The sequence below is a fragment of the Enterobacter cloacae subsp. cloacae ATCC 13047 genome, from assembly GCF_000025565.1.
GTDB lineage: Bacteria > Pseudomonadota > Gammaproteobacteria > Enterobacterales > Enterobacteriaceae > Enterobacter > Enterobacter cloacae.
Window position 1 is genome coordinate 32224 of sequence record NC_014121.1, and the last position, 14660, is coordinate 46883.

Sequence of the window (14660 nt, forward strand, 5' to 3'; positions counted from 1 at the left end):
CTGTGTTTGTATAAATTCAATCAATGATTCCAAACACAGGTCCCCCATGACTGCATCCATGAACACCGCGACCCTACTAAAAACTGCGCAACCAGCCGCAGTGGTCGTCGTGCGTGTGGTGGTGGTCGTCGGCAATGCGCCGTAGGGACTGGATCAACACACGAATCCAAAACCCCGCCGGCGCAAACCGGGCGGGGTTTTTCGTTTAGGACCCCTCCCCGGAAAGTCGGCCCATAAAAGGACTGGAGCATGGCAAGTTCGGGCACAACATCCACCAAGACGCGTTTTACGGGCGCGCAGCTGATTGTTCATTTACTGGAACGACAGGGCATTACCACGGTTGCGGGTATTCCGGGCGGTACGGTGCTGCCGCTGTATGACGCGTTAAGCCAAAGCACGCAGATCCGCCACGTGCTGGCGCGTCACGAGCAGGGAGCGGGTTTTATCGCTCAGGGCATGGCGCGTACGCAGGGTAAACCGGCAGTCTGTATGGCCTGTAGCGGTCCGGGGGCGACCAACCTGGTAACCGCCATCGCCGACGCGCGTCTCGACTCCATTCCGCTGATTTGCATTACCGGCCAGGTGCCGTCCTCAATGATCGGTACCGATGCGTTCCAGGAAGTGGATACCTACGGCATCTCTATCCCCATCACCAAACATAACTATTTAGTTCGCGATATTACCGAGCTTCCTCAGGTTATCAGCTATGCGTTCCGCATTGCGCAGTCCGGTCGTCCAGGCCCGGTGTGGATAGACATTCCTAAGGATGTCCAGACCGCAGAAATTGAGATCGACGTCCTGCCGGAGCCGGGCGAGCGAGCACCCGCGCCAGAATTCAGCGCTGAGAGCGTGCGCGATGCCGCGGCCATGATCAACGCCGCTAAACGTCCGGTGCTCTATCTGGGCGGCGGGGCAATCAACGCCGCAGATGAAATCCGTCAGTTCGCTGAAAAAGCCAACCTGCCTACCACCATGACCCTGATGGCGCTCGGCATGCTGCCCAAAGCACACCCGCTGTCATTAGGAATGCTGGGCATGCACGGCGCGCGCAGCACTAACTACATCCTGCAAGAGGCGGATTTGCTGATTGTGATGGGCGCGCGTTTTGATGACCGGGCGATTGGTAAAACCGAGCAGTTCTGCCCGAACGCAAAAATCATTCACGTGGATATCGACCGCGCCGAGCTGGGTAAAATCAAACAACCGCACGTGGCGATTCAGGGAGACGTGGCCGACGTGCTGGCACAGCTGATCCCGCAAACGGACGCAACTGATCGCGCCGACTGGCGTCAGATGGTGGCGGATCTGCAACGCGAGTTCCCGGGCGCGATCCCAACCGAAGGCGACCCGCTGAGCCACTACGGGCTGATTAACGCCGTGGCCGCCTGCGTGGACGACAGCGCGATTATTACCACCGACGTTGGGCAGCACCAGATGTGGACCGCCCAGGCCTATCCGCTGAACCGTCCGCGTCAGTGGCTGACCTCCGGCGGCCTGGGAACCATGGGCTTTGGTCTGCCTGCGGCAGTGGGTGCGGCGCTGGCGAACCCGGACCGCAAGGTGATCTGTTTCTCCGGTGACGGCAGCCTGATGATGAACATTCAGGAGATGGCCACCGCGGCCGAAAATCAGTTAGACGTTAAAATCATCCTGATGAACAACGAGGCGCTGGGGCTGGTACACCAGCAGCAGAGCCTGTTCTACAAGCAGGGAGTGTTTGCGGCAACCTATCCGGGGATGATTAACTTTATGCAGATTGCCGCCGGTTTTGGCCTGCATACCTGCGATCTGAACGCAGAAGAGGACGCCCACGCAGCGCTGCAGGCGGCGATCTCTCGTCCGGGCCCGGCGCTGATCCACGTCCGTATCGACCCTGAACAAAAAGTGTATCCGATGGTGCCGCCGGGTGCGGCAAATACTGAGATGGTGGGGGAATAAGCCATGCAGAAACAACATGAAAACGTCATTCTGGAACTCACCGTCCGCAACCACCCTGGCGTCATGACCCACGTCTGCGGGCTGTTTGCCCGCCGCGCGTTTAACGTCGAAGGCATTCTCTGTCTGCCGATTCAGGGCAGCGAGCACAGTCGCATCTGGCTACTGGTGAACGACGATCAGCGTCTGGAGCAGATGATGGCCCAGATCGACAAGCTGGAAGACGTCACCAGAGTGGCGCGCAACCAGTCCGATCCCACCATGTTTAACAAAATTGCGGTGTTCTTCGAATAGATCGCTTAAGGTAAGCGTCTTTCGCTCTTGTAGGCCGGATAAGCGCAGCGCCATCCGGCGTTTTCAGACCGCAGGAACAGACATGACCACCATCGCTCTCATCGACGACCACCTTATCGTTCGCTCCGGCTTTGCCCAGCTTTTAAACCTCGAACCGGATTTTCAGGTGGTGGCAGAGTTCGGCTCGGGGCGCGAGGCGCTGGCGGGCCTGCCGGGGCGTGGCGTACAGGTCTGTATCTGTGACATCTCAATGCCAGATCTCTCCGGGCTGGAGCTGCTAAGTCAGTTACCGAAAGGGATGGCGATTATCATGCTCTCGGTTCATGACAGCCCGGCGCTGGTGGAGCAGGCGCTCAATGCCGGTGCGCGTGGGTTTCTGTCAAAACGCTGTAGCCCGGATGAGCTGATCGCCGCCGTGCGCACCGTCTCGACGGGCGGCTGCTACCTGACGCCGGATATCGCCCTCAAGCTGGCGGCCGGACGTCAGGATCCGCTTACCCGGCGTGAGCGTCAGGTGGCAGAAAAACTCGCGCAGGGGATGGCGGTGAAAGAGATTGCCGCCGAACTGGGTTTGTCGCCCAAAACCGTGCACGTTCACCGCGCCAACCTCATGGAAAAACTCGGCGTCAGCAACGACGTCGAGCTGGCGCGCCGTATGTTCGATAGCTGGCAATGAACCCGTTGATTTCGCGGCTGATCGCCGTTGTTGCCAGCTTTTTTATCTTCTCTGCCGCCTGGTTCTGCCTGTGGAGCATCAGCCTGCATCTGGTGGAACGCCCGGAGCTGGCGGTGCTGCTGTTTCCCTTTGGCCTGCGTCTGGGGCTGATGTTGCAATGCCCGCGCGGCTACTGGCCGGTTTTGTTGGGCGCAGAGTGGCTGATGTTGATCTGGTTGTCGCAGGAAGTCGCCCTCGCGCATCTGCCCTTATTGATGACCGGAAGCCTGCTCACGCTCCTCCCGGTTGCGTTGATTTCCCGCTATCGTCACCAGCGCGACTGGCGCACGCTGCTGCGCCAGGGGGCGGCGCTGATTGCTGCCGCGCTGCTGCAATCCCTGCCGTGGGTAGGCGAAAAGGAGATGCTTAACGCCTTGCTGCTGACCCTGACCGGCGGCCTGACGCTGGCACCCACCTGTCTGGTTTTCTGGCACTATCTCACCAGCACTGTCTGGCAGCCGCTCGGGCCATCGCTGGTCTCCCAGCCGGTTAACTGGCGCGCCCGACATCTCATCTGGTATCTGCTGCTGTTTGTGGTGAGCCTGTGGCTGCAGCTTGGCCTGCCTGCTGAGCTTTCCCGTTTTACCCCGTTTTGTCTGGCGCTGCCGATCATTGCTCTCGCCTGGCATTACGGCTGGCAGGGCGCGCTGATCGCCACGCTGATGAACGCCATCGCGCTGATTGCCAGCCAGACCTGGCACGATCACCCGGTCGATTTACTGCTCTCTCTGCTGGCGCAGAGCCTGACCGGGCTGCTGCTCGGGGCAGGTATTCAGCGCCTGCGTGAGCTGAACCAGTCCCTGCAAACCGAACTGTCGCGCAATCGCCGCCTGGCAGAACGCCTGCTGGAGACCGAAGAGAGCGTGCGCCAGGAGGTAGCGCGCGAACTGCATGACGACATCGGCCAGACCATTACCGCCATTCGCACCCAGGCGGGCATTGTTCAGCGCCTGGCGGCGGATAACGCCGGAGTGAAGCAGGGCGGGGCGCATATCGAACAGCTCTCTCTTGGCGTGTACGATTCGGTGCGTCGCCTGCTGGGCAGGCTCCGTCCGCGCCAGCTGGACGATCTCTCTCTTGAACAGGCGGTGCGCTCCCTGATGCGCGAGATGGAGCTGGAAAGCCGCGGAATTGTCAGCCATCTCGACTGGCGCATTGATGAATCATTGCTGAGTGAAGGCCAGCGCGTCACGCTGTTCCGCGTCTGTCAGGAAGGGCTGAACAATATCGTCAAACACGCCAACGCCAGCGCGGTGACGCTGCAGGGCTGGCAGCAGGATGAAAGCCTCAGGCTGGTGATTGAGGACGACGGCTGCGGCCTGCCGCCGGGCTCGGGGCAGCAGGGGTTTGGCCTGGCGGGCATGCGCGAGCGCGTGAAGGCGCTGGGCGGCACACTGAATATCTCCTGCACCCACGGGACGCGCGTCAGCGTCAGCCTGCCGCTAAGGAGCCATCATGTTTAAAACCCCCGCAAACGCCGCGCCGATAGGCAACAAAGCGGAGATCGACGCCCGCTACCGCTACTGGCGTCGTCATATCCTGATCACTATCTGGCTCGGCTACGCGTTGTTCTACTTTACCCGCAAAAGTTTCAACGCCGCCGCGCCGGAAATCCTAGCCAGCGGCGTGATGACGCGCACCGATATCGGCCTGCTGGCGACGCTGTTCTACATCACCTACGGCCTGTCGAAGTTCTTCTCCGGCATCGTCAGCGACCGCTCCAATGCCCGCTACTTTATGGGCTTTGGGCTAATCGCAACTGGAGTGGTGAATATTCTGTTTGGCTTTTCCACCTCGCTCTGGGCGTTTGCCCTGCTGTGGGCGCTGAACGCCTTTTTCCAGGGCTGGGGCGCGCCGGTCTGCGCCCGCCTGCTCACGGCGTGGTATTCGCGCAACGAGCGCGGCGGCTGGTGGGCTATCTGGAACACCGCGCATAACGTCGGTGGCGCGCTGATCCCAATGGTGGTCGGTGCCGCGGCGCTGCACTACGGCTGGCGCGCGGGGATGATGATTGCCGGTGGTCTGGCGATCCTGGCCGGGTTGTTCCTCTGCTGGCGGCTGCGCGACAGGCCACAAACCGTGGGGCTGCCCGCGGTGGGCGACTGGCGGCACGATGAAATGGAAGTGGCGCAACAGCTTGAGGGGGCGGGGCTGACGCGCAAAGAGATCCTCACCAAATACGTGCTGTTAAACCCGTATATCTGGCTGCTGTCGCTTTGCTACGTGCTGGTCTACGTGGTGCGCGCGGCCATCAACGACTGGGGTAACCTGTACATGTCCGAGACGCTGGGGGTGGACCTGGTGACCGCCAACTCGGCGGTGACGATGTTCGAGCTGGGCGGGTTTATCGGCGCGCTGGTGGCGGGCTGGGGCTCGGATAAGCTCTTCAACGGCAACCGTGGCCCAATGAACCTAATCTTTGCGGCAGGAATCTTACTCTCCGTCGGTTCGCTGTGGCTGATGCCGTTCGCCAGCTACGTGATGCAGGCGGCGTGCTTCTTTACCATCGGCTTCTTCGTGTTTGGCCCGCAGATGCTGATCGGCATGGCGGCGGCAGAATGCTCGCATAAAGAGGCGGCCGGTGCGGCGACGGGCTTCGTCGGGCTGTTCGCCTACCTGGGCGCGTCCCTCTCCGGCTGGCCGCTGGCGCGGGTGATCGACATCTGGCACTGGAGCGGTTTCTTTGCCGTGATCGCCATCGCGGCGGGGATATCGGCCCTGCTGCTGCTGCCGTTTTTGCATGCGCAGGCGCCGCGTGAAGCCAGTGTGATGTGATGCGCCTCACCTTTTCACTCCGAGTGGCGCAAAACTAAGAAATTTTCCCGGTTTTACCTGGACGCTGTCTCAGGCATCTCTCCTGGCTGATTTTTACAATGCCTGCCATTCGCAGGTAAAAATCAGCTCAGGAGCAAACCATGCTGGCCTTCCTTAATCAGGTGCGCAAGCCGACCCTGGATCTGCCGCTCGACGTGCGGCGCAAAATGTGGTTCAAACCGTTCATGCAGTCCTATCTGGTGGTCTTTATCGGCTACCTGACCATGTACCTGATCCGCAAAAACTTTAACATCGCGCAGAACGACATGATCTCCACCTACGGGCTGAGCATGACGCAGCTGGGGATGATTGGCCTGGGCTTCTCCATCACCTACGGCGTGGGCAAAACCGTTGTCTCGTACTATGCAGACGGCAAAAACACCAAGCAATTCCTGCCGTTTATGCTGATCCTCTCCGCCATCTGTATGCTCGGCTTCAGCGCCAGCATGGGCGCGGGCTCCGTCAGCCTGTTCCTGATGATCGCCTTCTACGCTCTGAGCGGTTTCTTCCAGAGTACCGGTGGGTCGTGCAGTTACTCCACCATCACCAAATGGACCCCGCGCCGTAAGCGTGGTTCATACCTTGGTATGTGGAACATCTCCCACAACCTCGGCGGGGCGGGTGCAGCAGGCGTGGCGCTGTTCGGCGCGAACTACCTGTTTGATGGTCACGTCATCGGCATGTTTATCTTCCCGTCGATTATCGCCCTGATTGTCGGGTTTATCGGTCTGCGTTTCGGCAGCGACTCTCCGGAATCTTATGGCCTCGGCAAAGCCGAAGAGCTGTTCGGCGAGGCGATCAGCGAAGAGGACAAAGAGACCGAAGAGAACGAGATGACAAAATGGCAGATCTTTGTTGAGTACGTGCTGAAAAACAAAGTGATCTGGCTGCTCTGCTTCTCCAACATATTCCTGTACGTGGTGCGCATCGGTATTGACCAGTGGTCGACCGTGTATGCCTTCCAGGAGCTGAAGCTCTCTAAAGAAGTCGCGATTCAGGGCTTTACCCTGTTTGAGGTGGGTGCGCTGGTCGGTACGCTGCTGTGGGGCTGGCTCTCTGACCTCGCCAACGGTCGTCGTGCGCTGGTGGCCTGCGTCGCGCTGGCGCTGATTATCGCTACCCTGGGCGTCTACCAGCACGCCAGCAACCAGTACGTTTACCTGGCGTCTCTGTTTGCGCTCGGCTTCCTGGTGTTTGGTCCGCAGCTGTTGATCGGCGTAGCGGCGGTAGGTTTTGTACCGAAAAAAGCGATCGGCGCCGCCGATGGAATTAAAGGCACCTTCGCCTACCTGATCGGCGACAGCTTCGCCAAGCTGGGTCTGGGGATGATTGCCGACGGCACGCCGATTTTCGGCCTCACCGGCTGGGCAGGCACCTTTGCGGCGCTGGATGCCGCCGCCATCGGCTGTATCGTCCTGATGGCGATGGTTGCGGTGCTCGAAGAACGTAAAATTCGCCGTGAAAATCGTGTGCAGAAATTAAAAGCAGCCTGAGTGTGCAGGTGACTTCTTTGCCCGGTGTGTGATGCCGGGCTTTTTTGTTTTAAATTCCAGTTTTTACCCCGCTTTACACAATCGCCCCTCTCCTTGCTCTACAGTTTTTTTTGCTGCCGCCTTTCGCGCAGCCTTATTCCTTTTGCTATGGGAGAGCTTGCATGTTGACCCGACGATTATCCTGCCTGGCGCTGTTGATGGCGCTGGCAACCCACGCAATGGCTACGGATGCGCCCACCTACGGCGAGAAGCTGGAAGGTTTCGACTACGGCTGGCCGGTAAAACACTTTACGTTTACCTCCCAGGAACAGTCTCTGGATATGGCTTATCTGGACGTGAAGCCGGAAAAACCCAACGGCCGCACCGTGGTGCTGATGCACGGCAAAAACTTCTGCGCCGGTACCTGGGACGGCACTATCCGTGCGCTCTCAGCCAGCGGTTATCGGGTGATCGCTCCCGACCAGATTGGCTTTTGTAAATCCACCAAACCGGAGCACTATCAGTACACCTTTCAGCAGCTGGCGGATAACACCCACGCCTTGCTGAAAACGCTCGGCCTCGATCGCGTGACGGTTATCGGCCACTCGACTGGCGGCATGCTGGCGACCCGCTACGCGCTGATGTGGCCGCAGCAGGTGGAGCAGCTGGTGATGGTCAACCCAATTGGTCTGGAAGACTGGAAAGCACGCGGTGTGCCGCATATTACGGTCGATCAGTGGTACCAGCGCGAGCTGAAGGTCAGCGCCGACGGCATTCGTCAGTACGAGAAAAATACCTACTACGCCGGAGCGTGGAAGCCGGAGTACGAGCGTTGGGTCACCATGCTTGCCGGGCTTAACAACGGGCCGGGAAAAGAACGTGTGGCCTGGAACTCGGCGCTGCTTTACGACATGATTTACACCCAGCCGGTGATCTACGAATTTAGTGAACTAAAGATGCCGGTATTATTGATGATCGGCACGAAGGACAACACCGCCATCGGGAAAGATCTCGCCCCGCCTGAGATCCGCAAAACGCTCGGCAACTATGCGGTGCTGGGGAAGGAGACGGCGAAACGCATCCCGCACGCGACGCTGGTCGAGTTCAACGACATGGGGCACGCGCCGCAGATGCAGGATCCTGCACGCTTCCACGAGGCACTGCTGAAAGGGCTTCAGGCGCGCTGACTGGTTTCCAGCAACAACCCGCGCAGCCACATCTGCGCGGGATTACGGTGTGTTCTGGTGTGCCAGGCCATGCACTTGGTGAAACCCGGCACCGGAACCGGTGTGTCGCAGACAAACATTCCCGTCTGGTTTTCCGCTATCCGTGACGGTACCACGGCGATCATATCGCTTATCGCCAGTACATCCGGCAGTACCAGGAAGTTGCTCACCGATAACCCCACGTGCCGCGTCCGGCCCATTTTTTCCAGCGCGCCATCCGTCACGCCGCGAAAACTGTCACCCTCATAAGAGACCAGCACGTGCTCAAGGGCGCAAAAGCGCGCCAGAGAGAGCGGTTTGCCCGCGTCCGGGTGGTCGGCACGCATCATGCAAACGTACCGTTCATCATAAAGCGCCCGGCTGTGCAGGTCGTCTGGCGTGGTGTGGGGCGTGATCAGCGCCACGTCAACGTTCCCGCGTTCAAGCTGGTTCATCATCCGCTCGGAATCGACAGGTATAACCCGCACGCGTATTGCCGGTGCCCGCACCTTCAGTGCCGCGATAAACGGCACCGCGATCGCGCGGAGCGCGTAATCGGTGGCAGCAAGCGTGAAGGTGAGGGTGGCCTGTCGTGGGTCAAACGCCACCGGCTGCAGCAGGAGGTCGATATCTGCCAGGATGCGCTTCACCGGCGCGGCCAGTTCTTCCGCACGCGTCGTGGGTACGATGCCGTGGGGCGCTCGGATAAACAGCGGGTCGTCGAAGTAATCCCGCAGGCGGTTCAGCATGCCGCTGACCGCCGGCTGGGTCAGGGCCAGACGCGTCGCCGCGCGGGTGACGCTGCGTTCATCCAGCAGGGCGTCGAGCGTTTTCAGCAGGTTAAGATCCAGCGTGCGCAGATCCGTTTTCATGACGATGTTCTACCTTTTTTCAGTTCACTATTATGGCCGTGCCCGCTGTCGATACCCTGCGTTTCCCGCTATGATGAGCGGCTATTCAAAGGAGAACGCATGGTCTGGATAATGCTGGCAACGCTTGCCGTGGTGTTTGTGGTTGGGTTTCGTGTCCTGACCTCGGATTCCCGCCGCGCCATCAAACGCTTGAGCGAACGGCTGGGTATCACCCCGATGCCGGTAGAATCGATGATCGATCAGTTCGGTAAAACGCCCGGCAATGAGTTTATCCGTTATCTTGAACGCCCGGACGAGGCGCATCTGCAAAACGTTGCCCAGGTGCTGCTCATCTGGCAGGTCTGTATCGTCGACGGTAGCGAAGAGAATCTCCACACCTGGCACCGCATGTTGCGTAAAGCCCGTCTGGCCGCGCCGATCACCGATGCGCAAATTCGTCTGGCGCTTGGCTTTATGCGCGAGATGGAGCCGGATCCGCAGGAGCTGAACGCTTTCCAGCTGCGTTACAACCAGCTCTTTCTGCCGGAAGAGGGTGTATTTTACCTGCACTGATATCACGAACCGTGATGATGAGTATAAGGCATCATCATTAGATTTATACCACTCACGGGCGCACCATCACCTCATCCACTAACGATGAGGTGAACCATGAAACAATCCGCCATTATCTGGCCAGACGATTACCTGCCAGGCACCACCGATAACTTTGCGTCCAACGAAATCATTGTCGCCGGGCTGAGCGCAAAAGCGATCTGGGCGCAGCTCAACGACACTACCCTGTGGCCGAACTACTACAGCAACGCCGAAGATATTCGTTTTCACGACGGCAGCGGTCCGGAACTGAGCGCCAACGCCCGCTTCCGCTTCACGACCTTTGGCTTTCCGGTTGAGGCGCAGGTGACGGAGTATGTTCCGCCGGTCGATGGCGAGGCGGCGCGTATCGCCTGGCACGGCTGGGTGGAAGGGGAGGAGAGCGCGCGTCTGGATGTGATCCACGCCTGGCTGTTTGAAGACTTACCGGGTAACCGCGTCCGTATTTTGACTCAGGAGTCGCAGAAAGGCGTTCCGGCACAGGAATTAGCACGTACCCTACCGAACCCGATGATCAACGGGCATCAGGAGTGGATCGTCGGGCTGGCGAAGGCGGCGATGCAAGAAAAGTTGTCGAAACGTTAAATTCGTCACACTTTTGATGATAAACTGCGCGACTTTCCCGCACGTTTTTATCTCAGGTGACACCATGACAGAACATATCCAGCCCACGACCAGACCGCAGACCAAAGAGGTTTCTCGCCCCAACTGGTCGGCGGTTTTTTCCGTGGCGTTCTGCGTCGCCTGTCTTATTACCGTCGAGTTTTTACCGGTCAGCCTGCTGACGCCGATGGCGCAGGATCTGGGCATTTCCGAAGGCGTAGCAGGGCAGTCCGTTACCGTGACCGCGTTTGTGGCGATGTTTGCCAGCCTGTTTATCACGCAGGTTATTGGCGCGATTGATCGCCGCAAAGTGGTCATTCTCTTCAGCGTGCTCCTGACGCTCTCCTGTCTGCTGGTCTCTTTCGCGGAGAGCTTCACCCTGCTGCTGCTCGGCCGCGCCTGTCTGGGTCTGGGGTTGGGCGGTTTCTGGGCAATGTCCGCCTCGCTCACCATGCGTCTGGTGCCGGCACGCACCGTGCCGAAAGCCCTCTCCGTTATCTTTGGCGCGGTCTCCATCGCGCTGGTGATTGCCGCGCCGCTGGGGAGTTTCCTTGGCGGAATCATCGGCTGGCGTAACGTCTTTAACGCCGCAGCGGTGATGGGTTTTCTCTGCATTCTGTGGGTGTGGAAAGCGCTGCCGTCCTTGCCGGGAGAAGCGGCGCACCATAAACAGAACATGTTCAGTCTGCTTAAGCGCCCCGGCGTGCTGGCGGGGATGACCGCCATCTTCATGGCCTTTGCCGGGCAGTTTGCCTTCTTTACCTATATCCGCCCGGTCTTTATGACCATGGCGGGCTTTGACGTGGATGGCCTGACGCTGGTGCTGCTCAGCTTCGGTATCGCCAGCTTTGTCGGCACCTCGCTGTCGTCTCAGTTCCTGAAGCGCTCCCTGAAAGTGGCGCTTGCTGGCGCCCCGCTGGTACTGGCTGTCAGTGCCGTCGTGCTCATTCTGTGGGGCAGCGACAAATGGGTTGCCTCGGCGATTGCGATTATCTGGGGCTTTGCCTTTGCGCTGGTGCCGGTGGGCTGGTCGACGTGGATCACCCGCTCGCTTGCCGATCAGGCTGAAAAAGCCGGGTCGATTCAGGTGGCGGTGATCCAGCTGGCGAACACCTGCGGCGCGGCGGTGGGCGGCGTGGCGCTCGACCACCTGGGGCTGACGTCGCCGCTGGTCATCTCCGGCACGCTGATGCTGCTGACCGCGCTGCTGGTGGCTGGGAAAGTGAAGGCGAAGTAATGCTTTTCTCCCTCTCCCGTGGGAGAGGGCTGGGGTGAGGGCAACAGGCTACTCCGGGGCTTTCACCCGTTTTCTCGAATCCATCGAAATCAACACCACCGACGACACGATCAGCAGCGTGCCCAGCCAGTCCGGCAGCGTAAACGCCACGCCCAGTAAAATCACCGACAGTAACGCGCTGCTCAGCGGCTCGGCGCAGCTCAGAATGCTCGCTTTCGGCCCGCCGATCATCTGCGCGCCTTTCAGGTACAGGCTGAAGGTCAGCGCCGTGCCGATCACCACCAGGTAGAAAAACGCCAGCAGCAGGCTGCCGTCAATAACAAACGCGGTGCCGCGTCCGGCGTAGAACGGCGTCAGCGTTAAGCCGGCGATCAACATACTCCAGCCGACAATCGGCAAGGTGCCGTAACGGGCGATCAGGGTTGACGGATACGTCGTGTAAAACGCGGCGGCAAAGGCCGAGGCAATGCCAAAGAACAAAGCCGCAGGCGAGATGGAGAGTGAAGTGGGGTCGCCGTGGGTGACCAGCAAAAATGTCCCCACCAGTGAGGTCAGGATCGCGGAAAGCACAAACAGACCCGGCCGCTTTTTCCGCGCCAGCGCAAACCACGCCACGATAATCGTCGGTGACAGAAACTGCAGCACGGTGGCCGTAGCCGCGTTGGATTTCTCGATTGTCACCAGGAAGGTGAGCTGCACCGTGAGCGCGCCAGCCAGGGAGAAAAACAGCAGGCTGAGGGCGTCTTTACGATGTTTGATGACCGAGAAAATTTTGTCGCCGTGAACGAAGGAAAGCGTCAGCAGGATCAGGCCGGTAAACAGCAGGCGAACCATGGTCAGATACGGTGACGAGATCTGGCTTTTCTCCATGATGTACTGCGCGCAAACCCCTGAGCTGCCCCATAAAACGGCGGCAATCAGGACGTTCAGCATCCCTTTACGTGTGGAACCCATGTTCTCCCCTGCGATGTTGTCGTTAATTCGGTCAACAGCATAGCATGGTTGTGTGCGGCCTGACGCCCTCACCCTGACCCTCTCCCACAGGGAGAGGGAGCAAACACTAAAAACGGCAACTCTCGTTGCCGTTTTGCTTTTACCTTAGAACCACGCCTCCCACATTGCGCCGACGTTGAAGTCGTCCAGCGTTTCGTCTTTGGTATTGTTCACGCGGGCGGTACGTTCGTTATCCACTTTGCCGCCGGTGACGTAGAAGCGCAGCATCGGACGGAACTCCGGCCCCATGGCGATAGACATGTTCTGCGACAGGGTCAGCTTCCAGCCCTTGTTGTCGCCGCCGTTGTCGTAATCCACATGCTGCCAGCCTGCTTCCAGCCAGGTGGAGTGGACGTCGTTCCACCAGTGCATCGGACGTACAATGGCGTTGTAGTTCTTACGGTTATCGGTCTTATCACGGCTGTTGTCGTAGTCGTGGAAGGCGAGGATGTACTCCACCTGCGTGGCCTGGGTAAATTTGTACAGCCCTTCGAAGCTGGCATAGACCGTGGTCAGATCCTCGGTTTTATTGAACACGCTGTTGTCCGCGTTATCAGAGTAACGGGCAATCACCTTGTTCACGCCGCTGTCGTTGGTGTGGCTCAGCACCACGCCACCCTGCCAGGCATTCAGACGCTCATCGCTCTCCACCGCTTTTGAATCAAAGCCGTAGTTGGCGTAAAGCTCCAGATCCAGTGGACCGACTTTCATGCCGTGGATTTTAGAGGTGGCCGCGTAGTTACCTTTGTCGCCCGTGCCGGACCCGCCGGTACAGGTGATGCGTGACGGGTTGGCTTCATCTTCCATGACTTCCGGGCTACAGGATTCCACCGCCGCCACCGCGGCCACGTCAAACTGCACGCCGCCGATGTCGAAGTTCTTCACCCCGGCGCCCTGGCCGTCGTGGTTCATCCAGAAGTAATCGTTGATGCCCTGCTGCGGACGCTGGTGGAAGTCACGACCGGCCCAGAAGTAGGCGTTCGGGTTGGAGGCCATAATGTTGGTCACCCCCGCGTAGGCTTTTTTCAGGTTAACTTCATCGCCCCAGTGGTCGATCATCACGTTGATGTCCCAGATGGCGCCGTTGTCACCCTTGAAGGCCTTGGAGAGCTGGAATTCACCGCCGTTGCCTTCGTTACCCAGACGACCGATGGCTGATGCCCCGTTATAGGAACCGTCCACCGCCACGTATTTCTGGTCAGCGGCCTGGAAGTGCGCGCCGTAGCGGGCATAACCGGTAAATTTAATGCCGAACGGAATAGCCATATCCGGGGATTGCGCCGCGCTTTGCGGCTCCGTCACCACGTCGGCTTTTTTCGCGACCGCGGCATCCATTTTGGCCTGACGCTCCGCGAGGGCTTTATCCACCGCTTTTGCCACAATGGCGTCGATTTGTTCCTGGGTAAATTCCTGTGCGAGTACAGAAATTGGGCAAAGCGCGGCGATAACCGCCATGGTTAATGGAAGTTTTTTTAGGGTAGTCATGGTTATCTCAATATAGTTTAATTTTATTCAGACAATAACCATCCCGCTCCGATCTGACAGAGTATGTCGCTATCATCAGAACAAGTGGATTTCTATTTAAGGTACACAGGTATTACTCGTTATTTCGCCATAGATTATCTCTGATATAAATGAATAATTTCTTCGGATAATTCACGCGCCAGTAATGAATTCATTAAATGATCTTGCGCGTGCACCATAATTAACGTCATCGGCTGACGGGCTTCACCCGCATCCTGCTCAATGAGTTTGGTCTGCATCTTGTGCGCCTGGCGCGCGTAGCCATCGGCTTCGCGCAGCAGGCTTTTGGCTTCGTCAATGTTGCCCTGCCGCGCAGCGTGCAGTGCTTCAAAGCACAGGCTGCGCGACTGACCCGCATTGACGATGATTTCCATCACGGCTTCTTCTAAGGCAATCATCGTCTTT

The 14660-nt window shown here is 58.9% G+C and carries 15 protein-coding genes; 11 read left to right on the plus strand and 4 right to left on the minus strand.

The window, feature by feature from the left end:
- Positions 1 to 46 precede the first annotated feature (46 nt).
- The 8 genes from ivbL (at position 47) to ECL_RS00205 (ending at position 8417) form a co-directional block, all read left to right on the plus strand.
- Positions 47 to 145, plus strand: a complete 99-nt coding sequence (gene ivbL, locus ECL_RS00170; protein WP_071830013.1) for an ilvB operon leader peptide IvbL — start codon at positions 47 to 49, stop codon at positions 143 to 145.
- A gap of 104 nt (positions 146 to 249) precedes the next feature.
- Positions 250 to 1938, plus strand: coding sequence for an acetolactate synthase large subunit (gene ilvB / locus ECL_RS00175; RefSeq protein WP_013094808.1), 1689 nt, complete (start codon positions 250 to 252; stop codon positions 1936 to 1938).
- Between the two features lie 3 nt (positions 1939 to 1941).
- Positions 1942 to 2229 (plus strand): acetolactate synthase small subunit, encoded by a 288-nt coding sequence (ilvN, locus tag ECL_RS00180; RefSeq protein WP_001171659.1) that lies wholly within the window; start codon positions 1942 to 1944, stop codon positions 2227 to 2229.
- Between the two features lie 82 nt (positions 2230 to 2311).
- Positions 2312 to 2905 (plus strand): response regulator transcription factor UhpA, encoded by a 594-nt coding sequence (uhpA, locus tag ECL_RS00185; RefSeq protein ID WP_013094809.1) that lies wholly within the window; start codon positions 2312 to 2314, stop codon positions 2903 to 2905.
- Entirely contained in the window at positions 2902 to 4407 is a 1506-nt protein-coding gene (gene uhpB / locus ECL_RS00190; RefSeq protein WP_013094810.1) for a signal transduction histidine-protein kinase/phosphatase UhpB, read from the plus strand. Before uhpA ends, uhpB begins: the two co-directional genes overlap by 4 nt.
- Positions 4400 to 5719 (plus strand): MFS transporter, encoded by a 1320-nt coding sequence (gene uhpC / locus ECL_RS00195; protein ID WP_013094811.1) that lies wholly within the window; start codon positions 4400 to 4402, stop codon positions 5717 to 5719. The genes uhpB and uhpC overlap by 8 nt, the downstream gene beginning before the upstream one ends.
- 140 nt (positions 5720 to 5859) lie before the next feature.
- The gene (gene uhpT, locus ECL_RS00200) at positions 5860 to 7251 is read left to right on the plus strand and encodes a hexose-6-phosphate:phosphate antiporter (RefSeq protein ID WP_013094812.1); all 1392 of its coding nucleotides are present in this window, start codon (positions 5860 to 5862) and stop codon (positions 7249 to 7251) included.
- Between the two features lie 161 nt (positions 7252 to 7412).
- A complete protein-coding gene (locus ECL_RS00205; RefSeq protein ID WP_013094813.1) occupies positions 7413 to 8417 on the plus strand; it encodes an alpha/beta fold hydrolase in 1005 nt (334 codons plus the stop codon).
- Here ECL_RS00205 and ECL_RS00210 read toward each other — a convergent pair.
- A complete protein-coding gene (locus ECL_RS00210) occupies positions 8405 to 9307 on the minus strand; it encodes a LysR family transcriptional regulator (protein ID WP_013094814.1) in 903 nt (300 codons plus the stop codon). The genes ECL_RS00205 and ECL_RS00210 overlap by 13 nt on opposite strands.
- A gap of 99 nt (positions 9308 to 9406) precedes the next feature.
- On the opposite strand from ECL_RS00210, the gene ECL_RS00215 reads away from it, so the two are divergent.
- From ECL_RS00215 to nepI, 3 genes are all read left to right on the plus strand, one after another.
- A complete protein-coding gene (locus tag ECL_RS00215; RefSeq protein WP_013094815.1) occupies positions 9407 to 9859 on the plus strand; it encodes a DUF1198 domain-containing protein in 453 nt (150 codons plus the stop codon).
- A gap of 96 nt (positions 9860 to 9955) precedes the next feature.
- A complete protein-coding gene (locus ECL_RS00220; protein WP_013094816.1) occupies positions 9956 to 10483 on the plus strand; it encodes an SRPBCC domain-containing protein in 528 nt (175 codons plus the stop codon).
- A gap of 64 nt (positions 10484 to 10547) precedes the next feature.
- Entirely contained in the window at positions 10548 to 11738 is a 1191-nt protein-coding gene (gene nepI, locus ECL_RS00225) for a purine ribonucleoside efflux pump NepI (protein ID WP_013094817.1), read from the plus strand.
- 48 nt (positions 11739 to 11786) lie between these two features.
- On the opposite strand, the gene ECL_RS00230 is transcribed toward nepI, so the two are convergent.
- From ECL_RS00230 to ECL_RS00240, 3 genes are all read right to left on the minus strand, one after another.
- Positions 11787 to 12692, minus strand: coding sequence for an EamA family transporter (locus ECL_RS00230; RefSeq protein WP_013094818.1), 906 nt, complete (start codon positions 12690 to 12692; stop codon positions 11787 to 11789).
- A 144-nt stretch (positions 12693 to 12836) separates the two neighbouring features.
- The gene (locus ECL_RS00235; protein WP_013094819.1) at positions 12837 to 14216 is read right to left on the minus strand and encodes a carbohydrate porin; all 1380 of its coding nucleotides are present in this window, start codon (positions 14214 to 14216) and stop codon (positions 12837 to 12839) included.
- Between the two features lie 134 nt (positions 14217 to 14350).
- Positions 14351 to 14653 carry a PTS lactose/cellobiose transporter subunit IIA gene (locus ECL_RS00240; protein ID WP_008500136.1) on the minus strand — a complete coding sequence of 101 codons (303 nt, stop codon included), beginning with the start codon at positions 14651 to 14653 and terminating at the stop codon, positions 14351 to 14353.
- Between the last annotated feature and the right edge of the window lie 7 nt (positions 14654 to 14660).

Excerpts from the sequence above, each read along its gene's own strand:
- ivbL (WP_071830013.1), top strand. The coding sequence starts at position 47 with ATGACTGCATCCATGAACACCGCGACCCTACTAAAAACTGCGCAACCA.
- ilvB (WP_013094808.1), top strand. The coding sequence starts at position 250 with ATGGCAAGTTCGGGCACAACATCCACCAAGACGCGTTTTACGGGCGCG.
- ilvN (WP_001171659.1), top strand. The coding sequence starts at position 1,942 with ATGCAGAAACAACATGAAAACGTCATTCTGGAACTCACCGTCCGCAAC.
- uhpA (WP_013094809.1), top strand. The coding sequence starts at position 2,312 with ATGACCACCATCGCTCTCATCGACGACCACCTTATCGTTCGCTCCGGC.
- uhpB (WP_013094810.1), top strand. The coding sequence starts at position 2,902 with ATGAACCCGTTGATTTCGCGGCTGATCGCCGTTGTTGCCAGCTTTTTT.
- uhpC (WP_013094811.1), top strand. The coding sequence starts at position 4,400 with ATGTTTAAAACCCCCGCAAACGCCGCGCCGATAGGCAACAAAGCGGAG.
- uhpT (WP_013094812.1), top strand. The coding sequence starts at position 5,860 with ATGCTGGCCTTCCTTAATCAGGTGCGCAAGCCGACCCTGGATCTGCCG.
- ECL_RS00205 (WP_013094813.1), top strand. The coding sequence starts at position 7,413 with ATGTTGACCCGACGATTATCCTGCCTGGCGCTGTTGATGGCGCTGGCA.
- ECL_RS00210 (WP_013094814.1), bottom strand. The coding sequence starts at position 9,307 with ATGAAAACGGATCTGCGCACGCTGGATCTTAACCTGCTGAAAACGCTC.
- ECL_RS00215 (WP_013094815.1), top strand. The coding sequence starts at position 9,407 with ATGGTCTGGATAATGCTGGCAACGCTTGCCGTGGTGTTTGTGGTTGGG.
- ECL_RS00220 (WP_013094816.1), top strand. The coding sequence starts at position 9,956 with ATGAAACAATCCGCCATTATCTGGCCAGACGATTACCTGCCAGGCACC.
- nepI (WP_013094817.1), top strand. The coding sequence starts at position 10,548 with ATGACAGAACATATCCAGCCCACGACCAGACCGCAGACCAAAGAGGTT.
- ECL_RS00230 (WP_013094818.1), bottom strand. The coding sequence starts at position 12,692 with ATGGGTTCCACACGTAAAGGGATGCTGAACGTCCTGATTGCCGCCGTT.
- ECL_RS00235 (WP_013094819.1), bottom strand. The coding sequence starts at position 14,216 with ATGACTACCCTAAAAAAACTTCCATTAACCATGGCGGTTATCGCCGCG.
- ECL_RS00240 (WP_008500136.1), bottom strand. The coding sequence starts at position 14,653 with ATGATTGCCTTAGAAGAAGCCGTGATGGAAATCATCGTCAATGCGGGT.